This is a genomic window from Paracoccus aminovorans (genome assembly GCF_001546115.1).
Lineage (GTDB): Bacteria > Pseudomonadota > Alphaproteobacteria > Rhodobacterales > Rhodobacteraceae > Paracoccus > Paracoccus aminovorans_B.
Window position 1 is genome coordinate 1,504,724 of record NZ_KQ955208.1, and the last position, 20,176, is coordinate 1,524,899.

At 67.3% G+C, this 20,176-nt stretch carries 22 protein-coding genes and 3 pseudogenes; 14 read left to right on the top strand and 11 right to left on the bottom strand.

Going from position 1 to position 20,176, the window contains the following annotated elements; translation table 11 throughout:
- The first annotated feature begins 40 nt into the window (after nucleotides 1-40).
- Nucleotides 41-181 (top strand): transposase, encoded by a 141-nt coding sequence (locus tag ASV56_RS22665; protein WP_253879992.1) that lies wholly within the window; start codon nucleotides 41-43, stop codon nucleotides 179-181.
- Nucleotides 182-238: 57 nt separating this feature from the next.
- Nucleotides 239-1,192: pseudogene (locus ASV56_RS07785) on the top strand (IS481 family transposase); the annotation flags it as partial.
- Nucleotides 1,193-1,212: 20 nt separating this feature from the next.
- Here ASV56_RS07785 and ASV56_RS22670 read toward each other — a convergent pair.
- From ASV56_RS22670 to ASV56_RS24130, 3 genes and pseudogenes are all read right to left on the bottom strand, one after another.
- A complete protein-coding gene (locus tag ASV56_RS22670) occupies nucleotides 1,213-1,710 on the bottom strand; it encodes an SDR family NAD(P)-dependent oxidoreductase (protein WP_082724757.1) in 498 nt (165 codons plus the stop codon).
- Nucleotides 1,711-1,732: 22 nt separating this feature from the next.
- Nucleotides 1,733-2,456, bottom strand: a pseudogene (locus tag ASV56_RS07790) (ABC transporter ATP-binding protein); the annotation flags it as partial.
- Nucleotides 2,451-2,800 (bottom strand): annotated as a pseudogene (locus ASV56_RS24130) (ABC transporter permease subunit); the annotation flags it as partial. The pseudogenes ASV56_RS24130 and ASV56_RS07790, both read right to left, overlap by 6 nt.
- Nucleotides 2,801-3,029: 229 nt before the next feature.
- Between ASV56_RS24130 and ASV56_RS07800 the strand changes: the two are divergent.
- Nucleotides 3,030-3,428 carry an energy transducer TonB gene (locus ASV56_RS07800; RefSeq protein ID WP_062561478.1) on the top strand — a complete coding sequence of 133 codons (399 nt, stop codon included), beginning with the start codon at nucleotides 3,030-3,032 and terminating at the stop codon, nucleotides 3,426-3,428.
- 90 nt (nucleotides 3,429-3,518) lie between these two features.
- Here ASV56_RS07800 and ASV56_RS07805 read toward each other — a convergent pair whose 3' ends face one another.
- Both ASV56_RS07805 and ASV56_RS07810 read right to left on the bottom strand, forming a co-directional pair.
- Nucleotides 3,519-3,911: a GFA family protein gene (locus ASV56_RS07805; protein WP_062561479.1), complete on the bottom strand. Its 393-nt coding sequence runs from the start codon at nucleotides 3,909-3,911 to the stop codon at nucleotides 3,519-3,521.
- Nucleotides 3,912-4,131: 220 nt separating this feature from the next.
- A complete protein-coding gene (locus ASV56_RS07810; RefSeq protein WP_082724758.1) occupies nucleotides 4,132-4,746 on the bottom strand; it encodes a divisome-associated lipoprotein DalA in 615 nt (204 codons plus the stop codon).
- Between the two features lie 192 nt (nucleotides 4,747-4,938).
- On the opposite strand from ASV56_RS07810, the gene ASV56_RS07815 reads away from it, so the two are divergent.
- Nucleotides 4,939-5,595 carry a L,D-transpeptidase gene (locus ASV56_RS07815; protein WP_017999224.1) on the top strand — a complete coding sequence of 219 codons (657 nt, stop codon included), beginning with the start codon at nucleotides 4,939-4,941 and terminating at the stop codon, nucleotides 5,593-5,595.
- A 154-nt stretch (nucleotides 5,596-5,749) separates the two neighbouring features.
- Here ASV56_RS07815 and hemH read toward each other — a convergent pair whose 3' ends face one another.
- Both hemH and ASV56_RS07825 read right to left on the bottom strand, forming a co-directional pair.
- On the bottom strand, nucleotides 5,750-6,781 hold the full coding sequence (hemH, locus tag ASV56_RS07820; RefSeq protein WP_062561481.1) for a ferrochelatase: 1,032 nt from the start codon (nucleotides 6,779-6,781) through the stop codon (nucleotides 5,750-5,752).
- A complete protein-coding gene (locus ASV56_RS07825) occupies nucleotides 6,778-7,617 on the bottom strand; it encodes a methyltransferase domain-containing protein (protein ID WP_062561482.1) in 840 nt (279 codons plus the stop codon). The genes hemH and ASV56_RS07825 overlap by 4 nt, the downstream gene beginning before the upstream one ends.
- A 31-nt stretch (nucleotides 7,618-7,648) precedes the next feature.
- Here ASV56_RS07825 and ASV56_RS07830 point away from each other — a divergent pair, with 31 nt between their 5' ends.
- The 4 genes from ASV56_RS07830 to ASV56_RS07845 are packed head-to-tail and all read left to right on the top strand — an operon-like array spanning nucleotide 7,649 to nucleotide 10,050.
- Nucleotides 7,649-8,386: a double zinc ribbon domain-containing protein gene (locus ASV56_RS07830; protein WP_082724759.1), complete on the top strand. Its 738-nt coding sequence runs from the start codon at nucleotides 7,649-7,651 to the stop codon at nucleotides 8,384-8,386.
- 34 nt (nucleotides 8,387-8,420) lie between these two features.
- Complete coding sequence (grxC, locus tag ASV56_RS07835) at nucleotides 8,421-8,678, top strand: glutaredoxin 3 (RefSeq protein WP_062562271.1); 258 nt, start codon at nucleotides 8,421-8,423, stop codon at nucleotides 8,676-8,678.
- Nucleotides 8,675-9,556: a carbon-nitrogen hydrolase family protein gene (locus tag ASV56_RS07840; protein ID WP_253879916.1), complete on the top strand. Its 882-nt coding sequence runs from the start codon at nucleotides 8,675-8,677 to the stop codon at nucleotides 9,554-9,556. The genes grxC and ASV56_RS07840 overlap by 4 nt, the downstream gene beginning before the upstream one ends.
- Nucleotides 9,553-10,050 carry a MarR family winged helix-turn-helix transcriptional regulator gene (locus ASV56_RS07845; protein ID WP_062561484.1) on the top strand — a complete coding sequence of 166 codons (498 nt, stop codon included), beginning with the start codon at nucleotides 9,553-9,555 and terminating at the stop codon, nucleotides 10,048-10,050. The genes ASV56_RS07840 and ASV56_RS07845 overlap by 4 nt, the downstream gene beginning before the upstream one ends.
- 46 nt (nucleotides 10,051-10,096) lie before the next feature.
- Here the strand turns inward: ASV56_RS07845 and ubiG are convergent, their stop codons facing one another.
- Nucleotides 10,097-10,849: a bifunctional 2-polyprenyl-6-hydroxyphenol methylase/3-demethylubiquinol 3-O-methyltransferase UbiG gene (gene ubiG / locus ASV56_RS07850; RefSeq protein WP_062561485.1), complete on the bottom strand. Its 753-nt coding sequence runs from the start codon at nucleotides 10,847-10,849 to the stop codon at nucleotides 10,097-10,099.
- Between the two features lie 51 nt (nucleotides 10,850-10,900).
- On the opposite strand from ubiG, the gene pip reads away from it, so the two are divergent.
- From pip to infB, 6 genes are all read left to right on the top strand, one after another.
- Nucleotides 10,901-11,896, top strand: coding sequence for a prolyl aminopeptidase (gene pip, locus ASV56_RS07855; RefSeq protein WP_062561486.1), 996 nt, complete (start codon nucleotides 10,901-10,903; stop codon nucleotides 11,894-11,896).
- Complete coding sequence (gene tspO / locus ASV56_RS07860; RefSeq protein WP_253879918.1) at nucleotides 11,868-12,362, top strand: tryptophan-rich sensory protein TspO; 495 nt, start codon at nucleotides 11,868-11,870, stop codon at nucleotides 12,360-12,362. Before pip ends, tspO begins: the two co-directional genes overlap by 29 nt.
- Nucleotides 12,363-12,505: 143 nt before the next feature.
- Nucleotides 12,506-13,114 (top strand): ribosome maturation factor RimP, encoded by a 609-nt coding sequence (rimP, locus tag ASV56_RS07865; RefSeq protein ID WP_062561487.1) that lies wholly within the window; start codon nucleotides 12,506-12,508, stop codon nucleotides 13,112-13,114.
- A 3-nt stretch (nucleotides 13,115-13,117) separates the two neighbouring features.
- A complete protein-coding gene (gene nusA, locus ASV56_RS07870; RefSeq protein WP_062561488.1) occupies nucleotides 13,118-14,794 on the top strand; it encodes a transcription termination factor NusA in 1,677 nt (558 codons plus the stop codon).
- Between the two features lie 15 nt (nucleotides 14,795-14,809).
- Nucleotides 14,810-15,430, top strand: a complete 621-nt coding sequence (locus ASV56_RS07875; RefSeq protein ID WP_017999212.1) for an RNA-binding protein — start codon at nucleotides 14,810-14,812, stop codon at nucleotides 15,428-15,430.
- A 7-nt stretch (nucleotides 15,431-15,437) separates the two neighbouring features.
- Nucleotides 15,438-17,984, top strand: a complete 2,547-nt coding sequence (infB, locus tag ASV56_RS07880; RefSeq protein ID WP_062561489.1) for a translation initiation factor IF-2 — start codon at nucleotides 15,438-15,440, stop codon at nucleotides 17,982-17,984.
- A 131-nt stretch (nucleotides 17,985-18,115) separates the two neighbouring features.
- Here infB and ASV56_RS24790 read toward each other — a convergent pair whose 3' ends face one another.
- From ASV56_RS24790 to argJ, 3 genes are all read right to left on the bottom strand, one after another.
- Entirely contained in the window at nucleotides 18,116-18,247 is a 132-nt protein-coding gene (locus ASV56_RS24790) for a hypothetical protein (protein ID WP_017999210.1), read from the bottom strand.
- Between the two features lie 123 nt (nucleotides 18,248-18,370).
- Complete coding sequence (gene mutT / locus ASV56_RS07885) at nucleotides 18,371-18,769, bottom strand: 8-oxo-dGTP diphosphatase MutT (protein ID WP_062561490.1); 399 nt, start codon at nucleotides 18,767-18,769, stop codon at nucleotides 18,371-18,373.
- Entirely contained in the window at nucleotides 18,766-20,175 is a 1,410-nt protein-coding gene (argJ, locus tag ASV56_RS07890; protein WP_156429105.1) for a bifunctional glutamate N-acetyltransferase/amino-acid acetyltransferase ArgJ, read from the bottom strand. The genes mutT and argJ overlap by 4 nt, the downstream gene beginning before the upstream one ends.
- Nucleotide 20,176: the final 1 nt, after the last annotated feature.

Sequence of the window (20,176 nt, forward strand, 5' to 3'; positions counted from 1 at the left end):
AACTGGCGGATGGCGGGGATGGATTTTGGGCGGCGAAGTTGTGGAGGCACGACGGCGCAACCGGCGCTGGCCTGACGCTGTCAAGGCGCGGATTGTCGCGGCGACCTTTCAACCTGGGGCGACGGTGGCGGCTGTAGTACGGCGTCATGACATGCAGCCCCACCATCTTCGGAATGGCTAGGTGTTTGATCCCACGGTTTGATGGTGCGATCCATTCGTCGGAATGGAAGGAAGCACTATGGGACAAGTTCGTCACGGCTGCGCCACGACCACGCACGCCATTCGAGCAGCAATACAGCGATCGCAAGCTTCGATCGCGGCACTGAGCCAGGAGTTTGGGATCAATCCGAAGACCGTGGCGAAATGGCGTAACCGCGAGACGGTCGAGGATTTGAAGACTGGGCCCAAGGAGCCCCGATCCTCCGTGCTCAGCAAGGCTGAGGAAGCAATGTTCGTTGCCTTTCGGCGTCACACGCTCTTGCCGCTGGACGACTGTCTCTATGCTCTACAGCCTTCGATCCCTCGCCTGACACGGTCAGCGCTGCATCGGTGCCTTCAGCGGCACGGCATCTCGCGCCTGCCTGAGATCGGCGGCGACAAGCCGAAGCGTCAGCGGTTCAAGCGCTATCCCATCGGTTTCTTCCACATGGATATCGCCGAAGTGCAGACGGCCGAGGGCAAGCTCTATCTCTTCGTGGCCATCGACCGAACGAGCAAGTTCGCGGTCACCCAACTCGTCGAAAAGGCTGACAGGAAGACCGCTTGGGAGTTCCTGGAGCATCTACTGGAAGCCGTGCCCTATCGCATCCATACGATCCTGACGGACAACGGCATCCAGTTTGCCGAGCAGCCCAGGAACCGAAACACTGCCTACTCCTGGCCGATGCGCTTCGACATGATTTGCGAAGCCAACGGGATCGAACACAGGCTTACCAAGCCCAACCATCCTTGGACCAATGGCCAGGTCGAGCGGATGAACCGAACGATCAAGGAGGCTACCGTCAAACGCTTCCACTACGACACCCACGACCAACTCCGCACACATCTCATGGACTTCATGGCTGCCTACAACTTCGCTCGCAGGCTGAAGACGCTCAGCGGTCTCACGCCCTACGAATACATCTGCAAAGTCTGGACTTCAGAGCCGGACAGATTCATCGTCGATCCGATCCACCAGATGCCGGGACTGAACACTGACGGTGACAGCCGAGGTCATCCGTTATTCCGAGGAAACTCGGCATCTCTTCGAAGAGGCCGAAATTCTGGTCTATTACACCGAAGGCGGGGCGGCGCTGGGGGTTCGCCGCGGCGCCAGGCCTGGGACGCCATGTTGATGATCTTGCCGCCCTTGCCGCCCGCGATCATGTGTTTCGCGGCCGCTTGCATGCAGAAGAAGACCCCGGTCATGTTCACGGCGATGACGCGGTCGTAATCGGCGCGGGTCACTTCCTCGACCGGGGCGGCGGTGAACAGCGCCGCGTTGTTGATGAGGATGTCGAGATGGCCGAACCGAGCCACGACCTCGGCGAAGCCCGCGTCGATGCTGTCCTGTTTCGTGACATCCGTCTGCACCGCGATGGCCTGCGGGCCAAGGCTTTCGGCGGCAGCGCGCACGGAATCGGCTTTGATGTCGGCCAAGGCCACACGGGCGCCCTCGGCGATATAGGTGCGGGCGAATTCCAGCCCGATGCCGCGTGCGGCGCCGGTGATGAGGGCGGTTTGCCTTGCAGTCTCATGTCATGGACCTTCCATCTTCAGAGAAACGACAAATGCGGTCGGGGCGGGGTGTCAGCCGAACCTCGTCACCAGGATTCAGCCCGCACTCGCCGCTGACGCGGACGGTCAGCTCGCCCAGCTCGGGACTGTCCACCTTGAGGAAGGTGTCCGAGCCCAGATGCTCGGCCAGATGCACCCTGCCCTGCCAGCCGCCCTCGGCCGCGATCTCCAGATGCTCGGGGCGGACGCCGATGGTATGGGCACCGTGTTTCGCCGCCTCGGGACCGGTGACGAGGTTCATCTTCGGGCTGCCAATGAAAACCGGCGACAAAGATGTTCGCGGGCGCGTTGTAGAGTTCCAGCGGGCTGCCCACCTGCTCGATGCGTCCGGCGTGCAGCACGATCTTGTCGGCCATGGTCATCGCCTCGACTTGGTCGTGGGTGACGTAGATCATCGTCGTCTTGAGCTTCTGGTGCCGCCCGGTGATCTCGTGCCGCATGGTCACGCGCAGCGCGGCGTCCAGGTTCGGCAGCGGCTCGTCAAACAGGAAGGCTGCCGGTTCGCGCACGATGGCGCGGCCGATGGCAACGCGCTGGCGCTGGCCGCCGGAAAGCTGGCCCGGACGGCGGTCGAGATAGTTCGACCGGTTCAGGATGCGCGCCGCATCCTCGACGCGGCGGTCCTGCTCGGCCGGCGGCATGCCGGCCATCTGCAGCGGAAAGGCGATGTTCTTCAGGATCGGGGCAATGCCCATGGTCGAGGCCGCCGAGAGTTTCGCATAGAACAGCCCCTCGGGCGAGGAATAGCTGGCGAAGGCCGTCAGCGGCGCCGCTTTCGAGGTGCTCAGCTGCAGGGTCCAGAACGCCTCGTTCCAGGCCAGGATGACGTTCAGCAGCAAGGTCGAGGCGATGCCGGGCACCGCCATCGGCGTCAGCACGTAAAGGTTTTCCTTGCCAAGGCTGGCGCCGTCCATCCGTGCCGCCTCGAGGACGGGATCTCGCGGAAATAGGTGTAGAGCATCCAGATCACGATCGGCAGGCTGATCAGCGTCATCACCACCGTCAGCCCGATCCGCGTATCCAGCGCCTGAGATATGCCGGCAATCGACCCGGGGGCGATCATCCGTCAGCCCAACAGGCCGCTCGCAAGACGGTCCTCTTGCGAAGACCGGATCATGCCGCTGCCGCAGGATCAATGGACCCCGATCCTGGGCCGGATGGGTCGACAGCCTGGCCGTCCTGCGACCGATTTTCCGTTGACGAATGTCCGAACGCGCCCCATCAGACCGCAAGCCCAATTTCAAGGTCGCGTCATGCTGCGCATCATCGTTCTTTTCCTTGGCCTCGTCATACCGGTACAGATTTCCGGCACGGCTTTCGCAGAGCAGAAAAGCTGGTCGGGAATTGCCGAACCCAAGAACCGGAAGGAATGGGTTCGAGCGGTCCAGGTCCGTGTGCGGGCCAATCTGGAAAACATATTCCGGACGAGCAGAGTGGCGGGCACCGGAAAGATCAGCGGCAAGGGCTTGCTGACGATGAGGATCGACTCGGATGGCCGCATCACGGGGGTCGCCATTCGCCAGGGCAGCGGGTCGGAAAAGCTCGATGAAAGCATGGTTCGGGGTATGGCGGGCCTGCCGCAAATGCCCCGGTTCACGCCGGATATGCCTGACGATGCCATATTGGTAAACCTGCCCATCAACGTCGAGTGATAGGCGGATGGGACTCGGCGGCACATTGCGAACTGTCGCGGCAGGGAGGATCGCCCGCTCTGGACCAAGCCCGCCCCGCCTTCGGTCGCCTCACCCCGTCAAGGCATCGCTACCCTCGCGATCCCGCGCATAGCACCGCTGCACCGGAAACGCCGGCAGCCAGGCCTCGCGGCGGATGGTCCAGGCTTCATACTCCGGCACCAGCTGGTCCGGCGCATCCAGCGCGCCCAGGTGGACCTCGATCTCCTCGCCGCTGCGGGCAAAGACCGACGAGCCGCAGGTCGGGCAGAAGCAGCGCCCGCGCCAGTCGCGCGCCTCGCCCGTGACCGTCACCGCTTCGCGCGGAAAGATCGCGGCGGCATAGAACAGCGCGCCGTGATGCTTGCGGCAATCCAGGCAATGACAGATAGCGACCCGGTCCGGCCGGCCCCGCGCCACCACCCGCAAGGCGCCGCACAGGCAGCCGCCGTTGAATTCCTCCATGCCGCGTCCCTCCCCCGGCCATCCTGGCACGACCCGCAGCCGGCTGCACGCGCCCTGCACGGCCGGTGTACGCGCGGTGTACGGCTGTCACACCCGGTTTTCCGGCGGAATCAAGGACATGCGGCCCGCGTTGCACGAGCGGCGCACGCCCCTGTTGCGGACATGAAAAAGGCGCGCGGCCGGTCCCCCGGCACCGCGCACCCGAATCATGTGACGGCCGTCAGAGCGTGCTGACGCCCACCGGCGCCGGCGCATAGCCGCCCGCCATCGGCATCGCCATGCCGCCGCCCGCGCCGCCGGTGATCAGCACCCACCAGATCTTGCCCGAGGGCTCTTGATACCAGCCGACGCCGAACTCGCTCGCCTTCGGATCCATGACGACGTCGCGGGTGTCGCGGTTCTGCATCCAGGCGTTCAAGGTGGTGATTTCGTTCTCGTAGGTCTCCGAGATGTTCTCGCCGACCAGGTGGCCCGAATAGCCTTGGCGCCGCACCCGGTCCAGCGGCGACGAGCCGTCCGAGCCGAAATGCCAGGCCCGGTTCTGCGCCGCCATGTCGCGCGCATGCACCTTGGCCGCGGCGTCCAGCATCGGGTTCTGCACCAGCCCGACGGCGCCGGAATTGGCGCGCAGCGCGTTGATCTGGCCGACCAGCCGGGCCGGGATCTGCGCCTCTTCCTTCGGGGTGATCTTGTAGGCCACCGGCAGCGGCTGCCCGTCGGGGCCCAGCTGCTGCTGCGGCGCCCGCTGGCAAGCGGTCAGCGCCAGCACCGAAACCAGCGCCAAGGTCGTGAATTTCAGCATGATGTCCTGTCCCAGATATTTTGCGCCAGCCATACAAAAGCCCGGGCCCCGCTTCAAACCCAAGATTGCGTGAGCGCCACAGTCTGCGACTCTGTTGCGACAATGACGCTTGTTTGAATTGCAAGCCACCCGCCCCGGGCGTAAGCCCCGCCTTGTAACGACTTCTCGCAAAACTCGGGCAGAGAAGGCCGCGTCAAGCGGCCCGTCATATATCAGGAGCGACAGATGATGACGCCGAAGAATCCGATCTCGCGTCGGACATTCCTATCCACCTCGGTGGCGCTGGGGGCTGCGGGCCTTGCCGCCCCGGCCATCGCCCAGCAGATCGACCCCTATACCGGCCAGGTGCTGCAGGGCAGCGGCGGCGGCGCCACGCCCGATGCCGGCATGGTGCAATACGACGCCAACCAGGATTCGCGCCGCAATATCTCCAGCTTCCGCATGCAGGACTGGCAGCCCTATTTCAGCACGCTGACCAATGGCGCCATCCTCGTGGACCTGCCCTCGCGCTGCCTGCATTTCTGGTCCGAGGACCAGTCGGTCTACAAGCTGTTCCCGACCTCGGTCCCGGTCAGCCCCGACCTGACCCGGACCGGCCGGACCGAGATCATCAAGAAGGTCGAAGGTCCCAGCTGGGCGCCGACGCCCGAGATGCGCAAGCGCAACCCGGAATGGCCGGAATTCGTCAAGCCGGGCGACCCGCTGAACCCGATGGGCACCCATGCGCTGTGGCTGTCCTGGCAATATTACCGCATCCACGGCACCCACGACACGCGCAAGATCGGCCGCAAGTCCTCGAACGGCTGCATCGGCCTCTACAACGAACACATCAAGCAGCTCTACGACCTGACCAAGGTCGGCACGCAGGTGATGCTGATCTGACGAAAGGCCCCGCGCGGGGCCTTCTTCACAGCTTCTTTCTTGTGAAAATATCCCGGGGGCTTTCGAGCGCCCGGAAAAAGGTCCGGCGGACCTTTTTCAGCGAGAAAGGGGCCGGCAGGCCCCCGGGGGCAGCGCCCCCGGCAGCAGCGGTCCCTCAGACCCAGCCGCCCAGGTTCTCGGCGATCACCGCCGCCAGCACGTCGATATGCGCCGGCTCGGCGTTCAGGCAGGGGATATAGGTGAATTCCTTGCCGCCGGCATGCTCGAAGGCCTCGCGGATCTCGCCCTGGATCTCTTCCAGCGTCTCGATGCAATCGGCCGAAAATGCCGGGGAAATCACCGCGATCTCGGTGATGCCCTGCCGCGCCAGTTCCGCCACATGCTCGACGGTATAGGGCCGCAGCCATTCCTCGGTGCCAAAGACCGACTGGAAGCTGGTGTCGATCACGCCCTCGGGCCAGCCCAGCCGCTCGCGCAGCAGCCGCGAGGTCTTCTGGCACTGGCAATGATAGGGGTCGCCCTCCAGCAGATAGCGCCTGGGCATGCCGTGATAGCTGGCGACCAGCTTTCGCGGCACCTTGCCGCCCAGGGCCCGCTCGACCGAGCCGGCCAGCGCGTCGATATAGTCGGCGCGGTCGAAATAGGCCGGCACGGTGCGCGATGCCGGCTGCCATTTCTGCGCCATCAGCGCACGGAAGAACTGGTCGTTCGCCGTCGCCGTCGTCGCGCCCGCGTATTGCGGGTAAAGCGGAAAGAACAGGATGCGGTCGCAGCCGGCCTTGACCATGCGCTCGACCACATCGGGGGTCGAGGGGTTGCCGTAGCGCATGCAGAAATCCACCATGACCCGGTCGCCCCATAGCGCCGAGGCCCGCTCGCGCAGCGCCGCCACCTGCGCCTTGGTGATGGTCATCAGCGGCGATTCATTGGCCTCGTTGTTCCAGATCAGCCGGTAGTTCGCGCCAGAGGTAAAGGGCCGCTTGCTCAGGATGATGGTCTGCAGCAGCGGCTGCCATTTCCAGGCCGGATAGTCGATGACGCGCTTGTCGGACAGGAACTCGCTCAGATAGCGCCGCATCGACCAGTAGTCGGTGGCATCCGGCGTGCCGAGGTTCGCGACCAGCACGCCGATCTTGCGGGCCGGGATCGAGGGGTGGCTGGCGGGGGCGTACTCGGGCAGGGTCATCGGGGCTTTCTCATGCTGGCAAGGGCCTCGGCCAGGGGAACCTTGGCCGAGCCCGGGCGGAGCGGTTGCTGCTGGCTGGCATCGGGCGCCCAGCCGGTCAGGAAGACCAGCTCGAACGTCGCCCGGATGCGCGTCGCGTCCTGCGGGTCGGGATGCGTTTCGGCATAGATCTGCGCCGCGCGCAACAGGACATCGCGTCGCGTCGGGCGACGCAGCCGGCCGGCCAGCGCATTGCCCTCGCCCATGGCGCGCAGGTCGCGGGCCAGGTGGAACAGGCTGCGGTAGCTGACGGTCTGGGTGATCTGGTCGGCCACCGGCAGCGCCAGGCCGGCGCGCGACAAGAGCCCGCCCAGATCGCGGATCTCGGCCATGGGCAGGACGCGGGGCGAGAGGCCGCCCGCGACCTCGGCCTCGGCCCGGGTCAGGGCCTCGCGCAGCTCGTGCAGGCTGCGCCCGCCCGGGCAGGCGGCGACAAACAGCCCGTCGGGACGCAGCGCGCGGGCGGATTGCGCGATCTGACCGACCGGGTCCTCGGCCCAATGCAGCGCCATGGCGTGGATCACCAGGTCATGCGCGCCGGGCGCCAGGTCCAGTACCGGCGTGTCGGCGACGATGCGGGCCTCGGGCAGGACAGCACGCCAGAAATCGGCATGGCCGGTCACCACGGCGGGGGCGGTAAACCTTCTGTTAACCTCGGAGAGCCTATCCTGGATCTCGTCGGCGGTGATTCGATGCAGGAAATCCACCAGGCCCAGCGCTTCGGCCCGGGTCCGGTTCCGGTCGAGCGCGGCGCGATCTGTCAGGCTGGGAACGGGATGGGGACTGTCGGACATCATGGGGGCGCAACATAGGGGGCTTCGCGGCCTGATGAAAGGCGCATTGCGGCTGGTCTATCCGCCGCAATGCCTGTGCTGCGCCGCCCCGGTCGGGCAAGAGGGCGGGCTCTGCCCCGATTGCTGGCGCGAGGCCGAGTTCATCCAGGCCAGCTGCTGCTCGCGCTGCGGCGTGCCGCTGCCCGGCGACGGGCTCAGCGAAGAGGCGGACGCGGCGGCAGGGCTTCTGGTCTGCGACGACTGCCTTGCGGTGCAGCGGCCCTGGCTGCGCGGCCGGGCGGCGCTGGTCTATCGCGGCACCGGGCGCAAGCTGACGCTGATGCTCAAGCACGGCGACCGGCTGGACCTGGCGCCGGCCTTGGGCGACTGGGTGGCGCGCGCCGCCCTGCCGCTGGTCCGGCCCGAGATGCTGGTGGTGCCGGTGCCGCTGCATCTGCGCCGGCTCCTGAAGCGAAAATACAACCAGGCCGAGATGCTGTCGCGCGCCGTGGCCCGCGCGCACGCCCTGCCGCACGAGCCGCGGCTGCTGCGCCGCATCCGGCATACGCCGATGCAGGACCACGGCTCGGCCGGCGACCGTTTCGCCAATCTCGACGGCGCCCTGGCGGTGCCGGCGCGGATGACGCCGCGGGTGCAGGGCCGCGCGGTGCTGCTGGTCGATGACGTCATGGCCTCGGGCGCGACGCTGGCGGCGGCGGCCGAGGCCCTGCGGGCGGCCGGATCGGGGCCGGTCTCGGTCGTGGTGCTGGCGCGCGCGGTCAAGGATACCTAGATAGAGGGTCCAGACATGAACACGGGACCCCATGATGGCCAAGGTCGAGATCTATACCACCCCCACCTGCCCCTATTGCATGACCGCCAAGGCGCTGCTGCGTAAGAAGGGCGTCAGCTATGAGGAAACCGACGTCAGCCGCGACCCGGACCTGCGCGCGGCGATGACCCGGCGCGCCGGCGGGCGCCGCACCGTGCCGCAGATCTTCATCGACGGCCAGCATGTCGGCGGCAGCGACGACCTGCATGCGCTGGAGCATCAGGGCAAGCTGGACGGCATGCTGGCCGCATGACGGACCCCGTGGGCGCCGCCTTTTCCGGGTCCGGCCCGCTGACCGCCGGGCTGGTGCAGCTGTGCGTTTCGGACGACCCGGCGCGCAATCTGCCGGTCACGCGCGACCTGGTCCGTGCCGCGGCAGCCGGCGGCGCGCAATGGGTGCTGACGCCCGAGGCCACCAACCTGCTGGGCGCCAGCCGCGAATTGCAGGACCGCATCCTGCATATCGAGGCCGAGGACCCGACACTCGCCGCGCTGCGCAACGAGGCGCGGGATCTGGGCATCTGGCTGCTGATCGGCTCGCTGTCGCTGAAGACCGGCGTTCCGGGCGAGACCCGCTTTGCCAATCGCAGCTTCCTGATCGCGCCCGATGGCGGCATCCGGGCGCGCTATGACAAGCTGCACATGTTCGACGTGACAGTCTCGGACCGCGAATCCTATCGCGAATCGGCGGCCTTCCGTCCCGGCGACCGCGCCGTGCTGGCGCAAGGGCCGCTGCCGGTCGGCATGACGGTCTGCTACGACCTGCGCTTTCCCTATCTCTATCGCGCGCTGGCTAAGGCCGGGGCGCAGGTTCTGACCGTGCCCGCCGCCTTCAACGACACCACCGGCGCCGCGCATTGGGAGGTGCTGTTGCGCGCCCGCGCCATCGAGACCGGCTGTTTCGTGCTGGCCCCGGCGCAATGCGGCACGCACAGGGCGCATTTCGACCCGGAGCGCCGCCCGCGGCGCAGCCACGGCCATTCGCTGGCCGTCGGTCCCTGGGGCGAGGTGCTGGCCGATGGCGGCACGGAACCCGGCGTCACCATCGTCACGCTTGACCCGGGGGCGGTCCCTGGGGCACGGTCCCGCATCCCGTCGCTGACGCATGACCAAGACTTCACCGGCCCATGATCGACAAGACCCACGACAGCCCGCACGGCGCCGAGGCCTCGGCCGATTCGCTGGCGGCAAGCCTGTTTTCCGAGGTGTTCATCGCCGACCAGCTGGCGCGTGACCTGATCGGCAAATCGCTGCCCAAGGGCATGCAGATCTCGCATTTCTCGGTGCTCAACCTGCTGGCGCATCTGAATGTCGAGCGCACGCCGGCCGAACTGGCCGAGGCGTTCCACGTCACCCGCGGCGCCATGACCAACACGCTGTCGCGGCTGGAATGGGCCGGGCATATCCATATCCGCCCGGACTGGGACGATGCGCGGCGCAAGTTCGTGGCGATCAGCCCGGCGGGACGGGCGGCGCGGGACGCGGCGCTGGCCGCCTTCATGCCGCGAATCGCCGATGTGGTGCGCGACGTCGGCGCCGACCGGGTCCGTGCGGCGCTTCCCGTGCTGCGCATGCTGCGCAAGCAGCTGGAAGAGACGCAACGTCAGGTCACCCGCCCCCGCTGAACGCGCCGGTTGCGCGGTCGCGGGGGTATTTGCACAACAAAGAAGGTCAGGCGCCGCGTAGCGCGGTCATCGCGTAATTGACCGAGAGGTCGCGATGCGACAGCGACCAGCTCCAGCCCAGCGGGTTGAAGACCATGCCGCAGCGGTCGACGACGCTCAGGCCGGTGGCCTCGGTCATCTGCGCCAGTTCGTCCGGGGTGATGAATCGGTGCCAGTCATGCGTGCCCTTGGGCAGCCAGCGCATCACCCATTCCGCGCCGACGATGGCCGCCGCAAAGCTGCGGGCGGTGCGGTTCAGCGTGGACTGGATCAGCATGCCGCCGGGCTTCACCAGATTGCGGCAGGTGGCGATGAATTCGGACGGCTCGGCGACATGTTCGACGATCTCCAGCGCCATGACCACGTCATAGGCCCGCCCCTCGGCCGCCAGCGCCTCGGCCGTGGTGGCGCGGTAGTCGATGGGCAGATCCTGTTCCTGCGCGTGCAGGCTGGCGATGGCGATGTTGCCTTCCGCCGCGTCGGCGCCGGTCACGGTGGCGCCCAGCCGCGCCATCGGCTCGGCCATCAGCCCGCCGCCGCAGCCGATGTCGAGCAGCGTCAGCCCCTGGAACGGCAGCGGCGCCGCCAGGTCGCGGCCGAATTGCGCCGCGATCTGGCGGGTGACATAGTCCAGCCGGGTCGGGTTGAGCATGTGCAGCGGCTTGAACTTGCCCTGCGGATCCCACCATTCCCGCGCCATGGCCTGGAACTTGGCCACTTCGGCGGGGTCGATGCTGCTGGGGGCTGCTCTTTCGGTCATCTGGCCGTCCTTCATGTGGCGGGCGCGCGCGAGGCGTTATATAGTGGGGGCATGGACAGATTGGCAGGGCAAATCGGCGGCATGCCGTCGCATGGCAGGTTGCACCCGATGGTCGAGCCCTTCGACCGCCGCATGGTCGAGGTCGGCGGCGGCCACCGCCTGCATGTCGAGCAGAGCGGCAATCCGCAGGGCGTGCCGGTCATCGTCCTGCATGGCGGCCCGGGCGGCGGTTGCAGCCCGTTCATGCGCCGCTTCTTCGATCCGGCGCATTACCGGGCGGTGCTGTTTGACCAGCGCGGCTGCGGCCGGTCCGAGCCGCATGCCTCGGTCGAGGCCAATACCACCCAGCATCTGATTGCCGACATCGAGCGGATCCGGCGCGAGCTGGGCATCGGCCGCGCCATCCTGTTCGGCGGCAGCTGGGGCGCGACCCTGGCGCTGGCCTATGCCCAGGCCCATCCCGAAGCGGTGCTGGCGCTGGCGCTGCGCGGCGTCTTCCTGGGCCGGAGGAGCGAGCTCGACTGGTTCTATGGCGGCGGCGTCGCGCGCTTCTTTCCCGACCGCTGGGCGGAATTCCAGGCCCCGATCCCCGAGGCCGAGCGCGGCGACATGATCGCCGCCTATCACAAGCGGCTGTTCAGCGGCGACCGCGGCCAGGAAGGCCGCTATGCCCTGCCCTGGCTGGTCTGGGAAAACGCCCTGGCCGGGCTGGAGATCAGCGGCCCCGGCCATGCGCCGCCGGACTATGCCCGCGCCTTTGCTCGGCTGGAAAACCATTATTTCGTCAACGGCTGCTTCCTGGACGAGGGCCAGCTGCTGCGCGACCGCGACCGCATCGCGCATATCCCGGCGGTGATCGTGCAGGGCCGCTATGACATGGTCTGCCCGCCGGCCAGCGCCTGGGAACTGGCCCAGGGCTGGGACCGGGCCGAGCTGCGGCTGGTGCCCGCCTCGGGCCATGCGCTGAGCGAGCCGCGAATCGCCGCGGAACTGGTGCGGGTCATGGATGGTTGGCGGGATGCGGCCCGCGAGCGTGGCCGCGCCTGAATCCGAGGCCGCCATGAATTTCGTGTTCTTCCTGCTCGCCTGCACCGCCGCCGGGGCAACGGGAATCTTTTTCCAGCCCGGCAGTTGGTATGCGGGATTGCGAAAGCCCGGCTTCACCCCGCCCGGCTGGGTGTTTCCCGCCGCCTGGACCACGCTCTACGTGCTGATGGCTTGGGCTGCGGCGCGGCTCTCGGGCCTGCCCGGCGCCGGGACGGTGCTGGCGCTGTGGGCCTTGCAGATCGCCTTGAATTCCTTGTGGACTCCGGTCTTCTTCGGCGCGCATCGGCTGGGCGCGGCCATGCTGATCCTGGCGGCGCTGTGGCTGGTGGTGGCCGTGCTGATGGTCATGGCCTGGCGGCTGGACCGGCTGGCCGGGGCGCTTCTGCTGCCCTATCTGGCCTGGCTGACGCTGGCCGGAACGCTGAATTTCAGCATCTGGCAGAACAACCCGGGCACGACCGGATAAAGGCGCGGCGGCTTTTCCTTGCAAATCGCCGCGACCGGGCCTATATGCAGCTTCAACAGCGGCGCAGGTGTCCACAACCTGCCCACCGGTAAGACGCACGGGCCGCCCAATCGGCCCGTTTTTTCGTATCTGGGGTATCACCAATGTCCGACCTCATCGCCAAGACCGCCATCGACCGGCGCCTGGCCGAGATCATCGCTCCGGTGATCGAGGATCTGGGCTTCGAGCTGGTCCGCATCCGCCTGCAAGGCGGCAAGACCGCCACCTTGCAGATCATGGCCGACCGCCCCGAGGGCGGCATCAATGTCGACGACTGCGCCGATATCTCGACCGCCGTCAGCGCCATCCTCGACGTCGAGGACCCGATCGAGGACAATTACCACCTCGAGGTCAGCAGCCCCGGCATCGACCGCCCGCTGACCCGGCTGAAGGATTTCGCCACCTTCGAGGGCTACGAGGCGCGGCTGGAGACCAACCAGCCCATCGACGGCCGCAAGCGCTTCAAGGGCGTGCTGGCCGGGGTCGAGGGAGACGAGGTGCTGCTGAACATCGAGGAAGCCGGCGAGGAACAGACCATCGGGCTGAACTTCGACTGGCTCTCGGATGCCAAGCTGGTGCTGACCGACGAATTGATTGCCGAGATGCTGCGGCAGAAAAAGGACGCGGGCGTGCAGATCGACAATCTGGACGAAACCGCTTTTGACGAGATTGAAACGGAAGCCGGCGAAGACAACGCCGCCGCGAAGGAGTGAGCAATGGCCATCACCTCTGCCAACCAGCTTGAACTGCTGCAAACCGCCGAGGCTGTCGCGCGCGAGAAGATGATCGACCCCGATCTGGTGATCGAGGCGATGGAGGACAGCCTGGCCCGCGCCGCCAAGTCCCGCTATGGCAGCGAGATGGACATCCGCGTCCACATCGACCGCAAGACCGGCAACGCCACCTTCACCCGCGCCCGCACCGTGGTCGAGGATGAAGAGGTCGAAAACTATCAGGCGCAATTCACCGCCGACCAGGCCCGCGCCTATTTCGAGCCCTCGAAGACCGGCAATGCGCATTGGCTGCGCGACGGCCAGGCGCTGACCGATTTCTCGGGCAAGCCGCAGCCGGGCGACGTGTTCCAGGAACAGGTGCCGCCGGTCGATCTGGGCCGCATCGCCGCGCAATCGGCGAAACAGGTCATCCTGCAGCGCGTCCGCGAAGCCGAGCGCGACCGCCAGTATGAAGAATTCAAGGACCGCGCCGGCACCATCATCAACGGCGTCGTCAAGCGCGAGGAATACGGCAATATCATCGTCGATGTCGGCCGGGGCGAGGCCATCCTGCGCCGCAACGAAAAGATCGGCCGCGAGAGCTATCGCCCGAACGACCGCATCCGCGCCTATGTCAAGGACGTGCGCCGCGAGGCCCGCGGCCCGCAGATCTTCCTGTCGCGCACCGATCCGCAGTTCATGGCCGAGCTGTTCAAGATGGAAGTGCCGGAGATCTATGACGGCGTGATCGAAATCAAGGCCTGCGCCCGCGATCCGGGCTCGCGCGCCAAGATCGCCGTGATCTCCTATGACAACTCGATCGACCCGGTCGGCGCCTGCGTCGGCATGCGCGGCAGCCGCGTGCAGGCCGTGGTGGGCGAGCTTCAGGGCGAAAAGATCGACATCATCCCGTGGTCCGAGGATCAGGCAACCTTCCTGGTGAACGCGCTGCAACCGGCCGAGGTGGCGAAGGTCGTCTTCGACGAGGACGCGACCCGCATCGAGGTGGTGGTGCCGGACGAGCAGCTGTCGCTGGCCATCGGCCGGCGCGGCCAGAACGTGCGGCTGGCGAGCCAGCTGACTGGCCTCGACATCGACATCCTCACCGAAGAGGAAGAATCGAAGCGCCGCCAGGCCGAGTTCAACGCCCGCACCAAGCTGTTCATGGACGCGCTGGACCTGGACGAGTTCTTTGCCCAGCTGCTGGTGGCCGAGGGCTTCACCAACCTGGAAGAAGTCGCCTATGTCGACCTGGACGAGCTTCTGTCCATCGACGGCGTGGACGAATCGACCGCCGAGGAACTGCAGACCCGCGCCCGCGAGCATCTGGAGGCGGCAAACAAGGCCGCGCTGGAAAACGCCCGCGCTTTGGGTGCCGAGGACAGCCTGATCGAGTTCGAGGGCATCACGCCGCAGATGGCCGAGGCTTTGGCCAAGGACGGCGTCAAGACCCTGGAAGACTTCGCCACCTGCGCCGATTGGGAACTGGCCGGCGGCTGGACCACGCAGAACGGCCAGCGCGTCAAGGACGACGGCTTGCTCGAGCCCTTCGGCGTCAGCCTGGAGGATGCGCAGAACCTGGTGATGACCGCGCGCGTCATGCTGGGCTGGGTCGATCCGACCGAGCTGGAAGCGGCCGCGGCCGATGCCGGCGAAGAAGAACAGGAGGCCGGGGTGTAACGCCCCGGGAGGCTGATGACACGCGGGGGCCGTATCAAGGACCGCGAGACGCCCGAACGGCGCTGCATCGTCACGGGCGAAGTCCAGCCGAAGGCTGGGCTCATCCGCTTTGTCGCGGGCCCCGATGACGCGGTCGTGCCGGATCTGGCGGAAAAGCTGCCGGGGCGCGGCTTCTGGGTCGTGGCCGACCGGCAGGCGCTGGACAAGGCGGCTGCCAAGGGCCTGTTTTCGCGCGGCGCCAAGGCGCGCGTGACGGTGCCGCCCGAGCTTCTGGCGATGATCGAGGCGGGGCTGGCGAAACGGGTGACCGACACGCTGTCCCTGGCGCGAAAGGCCGGGCTCGCGGTGGCGGGATTCGAGAAGGTCAAGGACTGGCTGGCCGGCGGCAGGGCAAAGGTGCTCCTGCAGGCCAGCGACGGGTCGGACCGAGGCAAGGGAAAGCTGTGGACGCCGCCCGGCGGACGCTGGTTCGGCTGCATGACTGCAGCAGAATTGGGTTTGTCCTTTGGGCGCGATCATGTCATACACAGCGCGCTTGCGCCGGGGGGCCTGACCGAAAAATTGATCAGGGACGCGAGCAGACTGACGGGTCTGCGCGGGCATGACGGTGGCGCTTCGGCCGCCGGGAAGGAATGAAGATCGGATGAGCGATACTGACGGAAAGAAACCCCTGGGTCTTGGTGGCGGCACTGGTCGTTCGGGCCAGGTGAAGCAAAGCTTCAGCCATGGCCGGACCCATAATGTCGCGGTCGAGGTCAAGCGCAAGCGCGTCATCGTGCCGGCCAAGCCCGGCGCGGCGACGGGCGGTGCGCGCTCGGGTTCGCCCTCGGCCGTGTCGGGCGACCCGTCGAAGCGCCCGGCCGGGATCTCGGATGCGGAAATGGAGCGGCGCATGGCCGCCCTGCGTGCCGCCAAGGCCCGCGAGGTCGAAGAGGCCGCGCAGCGCATCGCCGATGAAAAGGCCCGCGAGGAAGAGCGCGAGCGTCGCCGCCTTGAGCTGGAAGCCAAGGAGCGCGAGGAGCGCGAGCGCGAGGAAGCCCTGCGCCTGAAGGCCGAGGAAGACGAGCGCCGCGCCCGCGAGGCCGAGCTGCGCGAGAAGAAGAAGGCCGAGGTCACCAAGCCCAAGGCCGATGCCCGCCCCGCCGCGCCCGCCGACCGGGCCGCCGCCGAGGCCGCGGCCGCGCGCGCCGAGACCAAGGGCGTCAGCGCCGCCGCGCCGCGCCGGACCGACCGCGACCGCGACAACCGCGGCCCGGCCGACGACCGCGACAGCCGCAAGAAGGCCGAGGACAACCGCCGCACCGGCAAGCTGTCGCTCTCGCAGGCCATGGACGGCGAAGGCGGCCGCCAGCGGTCGCTGGCCGCGATGAAGCGCAAGCAGGAAAAGGCCCGGCAAAAGGCCATGGGCGGCAGCCAGCGCGCCGAAAAGCAGGTCCGCGACGTGCAGCTGCCCGAAACCATCCTGGTTTCGGAACTGGCGAACCGGATGGCCGAGCGCACGCCCGACGTCATCAAGTCGCTGATGCGCATGGGCCTGATGGTCACCGCGAACCAGGCCGTCGATGCCGACACCGCCGAGCTGGTGATCGACGAATTCGGCCATCGCGCCGTCCGGGTCTCGGATGCCGACGTGGAGCAGGTCATCGACCAGGTCGAGGACAAGCCCGAGGATCTGCAGCCGCGCGCCCCGATCATCACCATCATGGGCCATGTCGACCACGGCAAGACCTCGCTTCTGGACGCGATCCGTCACGCCAATGTCGTGGCGGGCGAGGCCGGCGGCATCACCCAGCACATCGGCGCCTATCAGGTGAAGGCCTCGAACGGCGCGCTGCTGACCTTCCTCGACACGCCCGGCCACGCGGCGTTTACCTCGATGCGGGCCCGTGGCGCGCAGGTGACGGATATCGTCGTGCTGGTGGTGGCGGCGGATGACGCCGTGATGCCGCAGACGGTCGAGGCGATCAACCACGCGAAAGCGGCGAAGGTGCCGATGATCGTGGCGATCAACAAGATCGACAAGCCGGCCGCCGACCCGCAGAAGGTCCGCACCGCCCTGCTGCAGCACGAGGTGGTCGTCGAGGCCATGTCGGGCGACGTGCAGGACGTCGAGGTCTCGGCCAAGACCGGCCAGGGCCTGGACCAGCTGCTGGAAGCCATCGCGCTGCAGGCCGAGATCCTGGAGCTGAAGGCCAACCCCGACCGCCCGGCGCAGGGCGCGGTGATCGAGGCGCAGCTGGACGTCGGCCGCGGCCCGGTCGCGACCGTGCTGGTGCAGAACGGCACGCTGAAGCGCGGCGACATCTTCGTCGTCGGCGAACAGTGGGGCAAGGTCCGCGCGCTGATCAACGACAAGGGCGACCGCGTTGACGAGGCCGGTCCCTCGGTCCCGGTCGAGGTGCTGGGCCTGAACGGCACGCCCGAAGCCGGCGACGTGCTGAACGTGGTCTCGACCGAGGCGCAGGCGCGCGAGATCGCGGATTACCGCGAGCAGGCCGCCAAGGACAAGCGCGCCGCCGCCGGTGCCGCGATCACGCTGGACCAGATGCTGGCCAAGGCCAAGGCCGACGAGAACGTCGCCGAACTGCCCGTGGTGGTGAAGGCCGACGTGCAAGGCTCGGCCGAGGCGATCGTCCAGGCGCTGGAAAAGATCGGCAACGACGAGGTGCGCGTGCGCGTGCTGCATTACGGCGTCGGCGCGATCACCGAATCCGACATCGGCCTGGCCGAGGCGTCGCAGGCGCCGGTGATCGGCTTCAACGTCCGGGCCAATGCCCCGGCGCGGAACGCCGCCAACCAGAAGGGCGTCGAGATCCGCTATTACTCGATCATCTACGACCTGGTGGATGACATCAAGGCGGCGGCCTCGGGCCTGCTGTCGGCCGAGGTGCGCGAGAACTTCATCGGCTATGCCGAGATCCGCGAAGTCTTCCGCGTCACCGGCGTCGGCAATGTCGCCGGCTGCCTGGTGACCGAGGGCGTGGCCCGGCGTTCGGCCGGCGTGCGCCTGCTGCGCGACAACGTGGTGATCCACGAGGGCACGCTGAAGACGCTGAAGCGCTTCAAGGACGAGGTCAAGGAAGTGCAGTCCGGCCAGGAATGCGGCATGGCCTTCGAGAACTACGACGACATCCGCAAGGGCGACGTCATCGAGATCTTCGAGCGCGAGGAAGTGCAGCGCCAGCTGTAATCTTCGCCCGCGCGGCGATCTGGAAAGGGCGGGTCATCGACCCGCCCTTTTGCGTCCGAGGTTCGCCAAAACGATAGACGGGGCCCCGATCCGGGACCCCGTCAGTTTACTGGGCACATTTTTCTGTTCTTTCAGGCCAGGCCGACCGGCTTGCCCTCGTAGGTCTTGCTTCCCACGCGGACGACGATGTTTCCGTTGGCCTGCTGGCGCTCGAAGACGCCCTGGACAGAAATGCAGCTGCCGATCGTGATCGTGCGAATCATGTCCTCGTTCCTCCTTCTCCTCAGGATTTCAGAATTGCCACAAAACTGTAAAAAGTTAATTAATATTGTCCAATAATACGGCTTATTTCCGAGGCGTGGTAACGAGGTGACGGTTCGCACCGGCTAGAGCCAGTCGCGCAGGATCGGGATCAGCGGCACATCCGCCGGCGGCATCGGGTATTGGCCCAGGTCGGCGGCGCGGGACCAGGCCAGCACCTGCCCCTCGCGCGGGATCGGCACGCCCTGCCAGCGCCGGCAGGCGTAAAGCGGCATCAGCAGGTGGAAATCCTCGTAGCTGTGGCTGGCGAAAGTCAGCGGCGCCAGGCAGGATTGCCAGGTGTCGATGCCCAGCTCCTCGTGCAGCTCGCGGATCAGCGCCGTCTCGGGGGTTTCGCCCGGCTCGACCTTGCCGCCGGGGAATTCCCACAGGCCCGCGAGGGACTTGCCCTCGGGGCGCTGCGCCAGAAGCACGCGGCCGTCGGCGTCGATCAACGCCACGGCCGCGACAAGGATGATCTTCATGAACGGTAATCGGCGTTGATGTCGATATAGCGATGCGTCAGGTCGCAGGTCCAGACCGTGCGCTTGCCCCTGCCCAGGCCCAGATCGACGCCCAGCACCAGGCTGTCGCGCTTCATATAGGCGCTGGCCGCGGCCTCGTCATAGCTGGGCGCGCGCCAGCCGTTCTCGGCCAGCACCATGTCGCCGAAGCGGATGGTCAGCCGGTCGCGGTCGGCCTGGGCGCCGGACTTGCCGACGGCCATGACCACGCGGCCCCAGTTGGCATCCTCGCCGGCGATGGCGGTCTTGACCAGCGGCGAATTGGCGATGGCCATGGCGACGCGATGCGCGTCGGCATCGTCCGCCGCGCCCGTCACCCGGACCTCGACGAATTTCGTCGCACCCTCGCCGTCCTTGACCACCTGCTGCGCCAGGTCCAGCATCACCTGGTCCAGCGCCCGGCCAAAGGCCCGCGCCGGCGCCGAACGCAGGTCGGCCAGAGGCGCCGCCGGCGACTTGCCGGTCGCGGCCAGGATCAGCGCGTCCGAGGTCGAGGTGTCGCTGTCCACGGTAATGGCGTTGAAAGTCCGGTCCATGCGCGCCGACAGCATCTTCTGCAGCACGGCGGGCGCGATCTGCGCGTCGGTGAAGATATAGACCAGCATCGTCGCCATGTCGGGCGCGATCATGCCCGAGCCCTTGGCGATGCCGACGACATTGATGGTGCCGCCGTCGCCCTGGAAACTGACCGCCGCGCCCTTGGGAAAGGTGTCGGTGGTCATGATCGCCCGCGCCGCCGCCGCCGCGCCGCCGGCGTCCAGCGCCGCCGTCAGCTCGCCGATCACGGCGGTGATGCGCTCGGCCGGCAGCGGCTCGCCGATCACCCCGGTTGACGAGGAAAACACCCGCTCGCGCGGAATCCCCAGCGCCGCGGCCACGCCGCCGGTGACCTTGTCCACCGCCTCCTGGCCGTTCCGGCCGGTGAAGGCATTGGCATTGCCCGAGTTCACGATGATCGCCGCGCCCTGCTGGTCATCCTGCTTGCCGGCAAGTTTCGCCTGGCAATCCAGCACGCAGGCCGCCCGGGTCGAGGAGCGGGTGAAGGCGCCCGCGATGGCGGTGCCCGGCGCCAGCCGCACCAGCATGACATCGGTGCGGCCCTTGTATTTCACCCCCGCCGCAGCCGAGGCGAATTCCACCCCCGCGACCACCGGCAGATCGGGAAAACCGGCCGGCGCCAGCGGCGAAACCGGGTTCTTGGGCTTGGTCGCCGCCGCCACGGCCGCCTCGGCGCCCTTCTCGACGCGCGACTCGACGCTGGCCGCCGCCTCCTTGAAGGCGGATTTCAGCTTCTTCAGCTTCTTCTCCAGCGACTTCAGCTTGTCGGCATCCGAAAGCTTGGGTTTCTTGTCCAGGGCTTTGGCCATC

Excerpts from the sequence above, each read along its gene's own strand:
- argJ (WP_156429105.1), bottom strand. The coding sequence starts at position 20,175 with ATGGCCAAAGCCCTGGACAAGAAACCCAAGCTTTCGGATGCCGACAAG.
- ASV56_RS07815 (WP_017999224.1), top strand. The coding sequence starts at position 4,939 with ATGATGACGCCGAAGAATCCGATCTCGCGTCGGACATTCCTATCCACC.
- ASV56_RS07800 (WP_062561478.1), top strand. The coding sequence starts at position 3,030 with ATGCTGCGCATCATCGTTCTTTTCCTTGGCCTCGTCATACCGGTACAG.
- ASV56_RS07845 (WP_062561484.1), top strand. The coding sequence starts at position 9,553 with ATGATCGACAAGACCCACGACAGCCCGCACGGCGCCGAGGCCTCGGCC.
- ASV56_RS24790 (WP_017999210.1), bottom strand. The coding sequence starts at position 18,247 with ATGATTCGCACGATCACGATCGGCAGCTGCATTTCTGTCCAGGGCGTC.
- ASV56_RS07810 (WP_082724758.1), bottom strand. The coding sequence starts at position 4,746 with ATGGCTGGCGCAAAATATCTGGGACAGGACATCATGCTGAAATTCACG.
- rimP (WP_062561487.1), top strand. The coding sequence starts at position 12,506 with ATGTCCGACCTCATCGCCAAGACCGCCATCGACCGGCGCCTGGCCGAG.
- hemH (WP_062561481.1), bottom strand. The coding sequence starts at position 6,781 with ATGACCCTGCCCGAGTACGCCCCCGCCAGCCACCCCTCGATCCCGGCC.
- ASV56_RS07830 (WP_082724759.1), top strand. The coding sequence starts at position 7,649 with ATGAAAGGCGCATTGCGGCTGGTCTATCCGCCGCAATGCCTGTGCTGC.
- ASV56_RS07805 (WP_062561479.1), bottom strand. The coding sequence starts at position 3,911 with ATGGAGGAATTCAACGGCGGCTGCCTGTGCGGCGCCTTGCGGGTGGTG.
- ASV56_RS07840 (WP_253879916.1), top strand. The coding sequence starts at position 8,675 with ATGACGGACCCCGTGGGCGCCGCCTTTTCCGGGTCCGGCCCGCTGACC.
- nusA (WP_062561488.1), top strand. The coding sequence starts at position 13,118 with ATGGCCATCACCTCTGCCAACCAGCTTGAACTGCTGCAAACCGCCGAG.
- infB (WP_062561489.1), top strand. The coding sequence starts at position 15,438 with ATGAGCGATACTGACGGAAAGAAACCCCTGGGTCTTGGTGGCGGCACT.
- pip (WP_062561486.1), top strand. The coding sequence starts at position 10,901 with ATGGACAGATTGGCAGGGCAAATCGGCGGCATGCCGTCGCATGGCAGG.
- tspO (WP_253879918.1), top strand. The coding sequence starts at position 11,868 with ATGCGGCCCGCGAGCGTGGCCGCGCCTGAATCCGAGGCCGCCATGAAT.
- ASV56_RS07875 (WP_017999212.1), top strand. The coding sequence starts at position 14,810 with ATGACACGCGGGGGCCGTATCAAGGACCGCGAGACGCCCGAACGGCGC.
- ASV56_RS07825 (WP_062561482.1), bottom strand. The coding sequence starts at position 7,617 with ATGATGTCCGACAGTCCCCATCCCGTTCCCAGCCTGACAGATCGCGCC.
- ubiG (WP_062561485.1), bottom strand. The coding sequence starts at position 10,849 with ATGACCGAAAGAGCAGCCCCCAGCAGCATCGACCCCGCCGAAGTGGCC.
- mutT (WP_062561490.1), bottom strand. The coding sequence starts at position 18,769 with ATGAAGATCATCCTTGTCGCGGCCGTGGCGTTGATCGACGCCGACGGC.
- grxC (WP_062562271.1), top strand. The coding sequence starts at position 8,421 with ATGGCCAAGGTCGAGATCTATACCACCCCCACCTGCCCCTATTGCATG.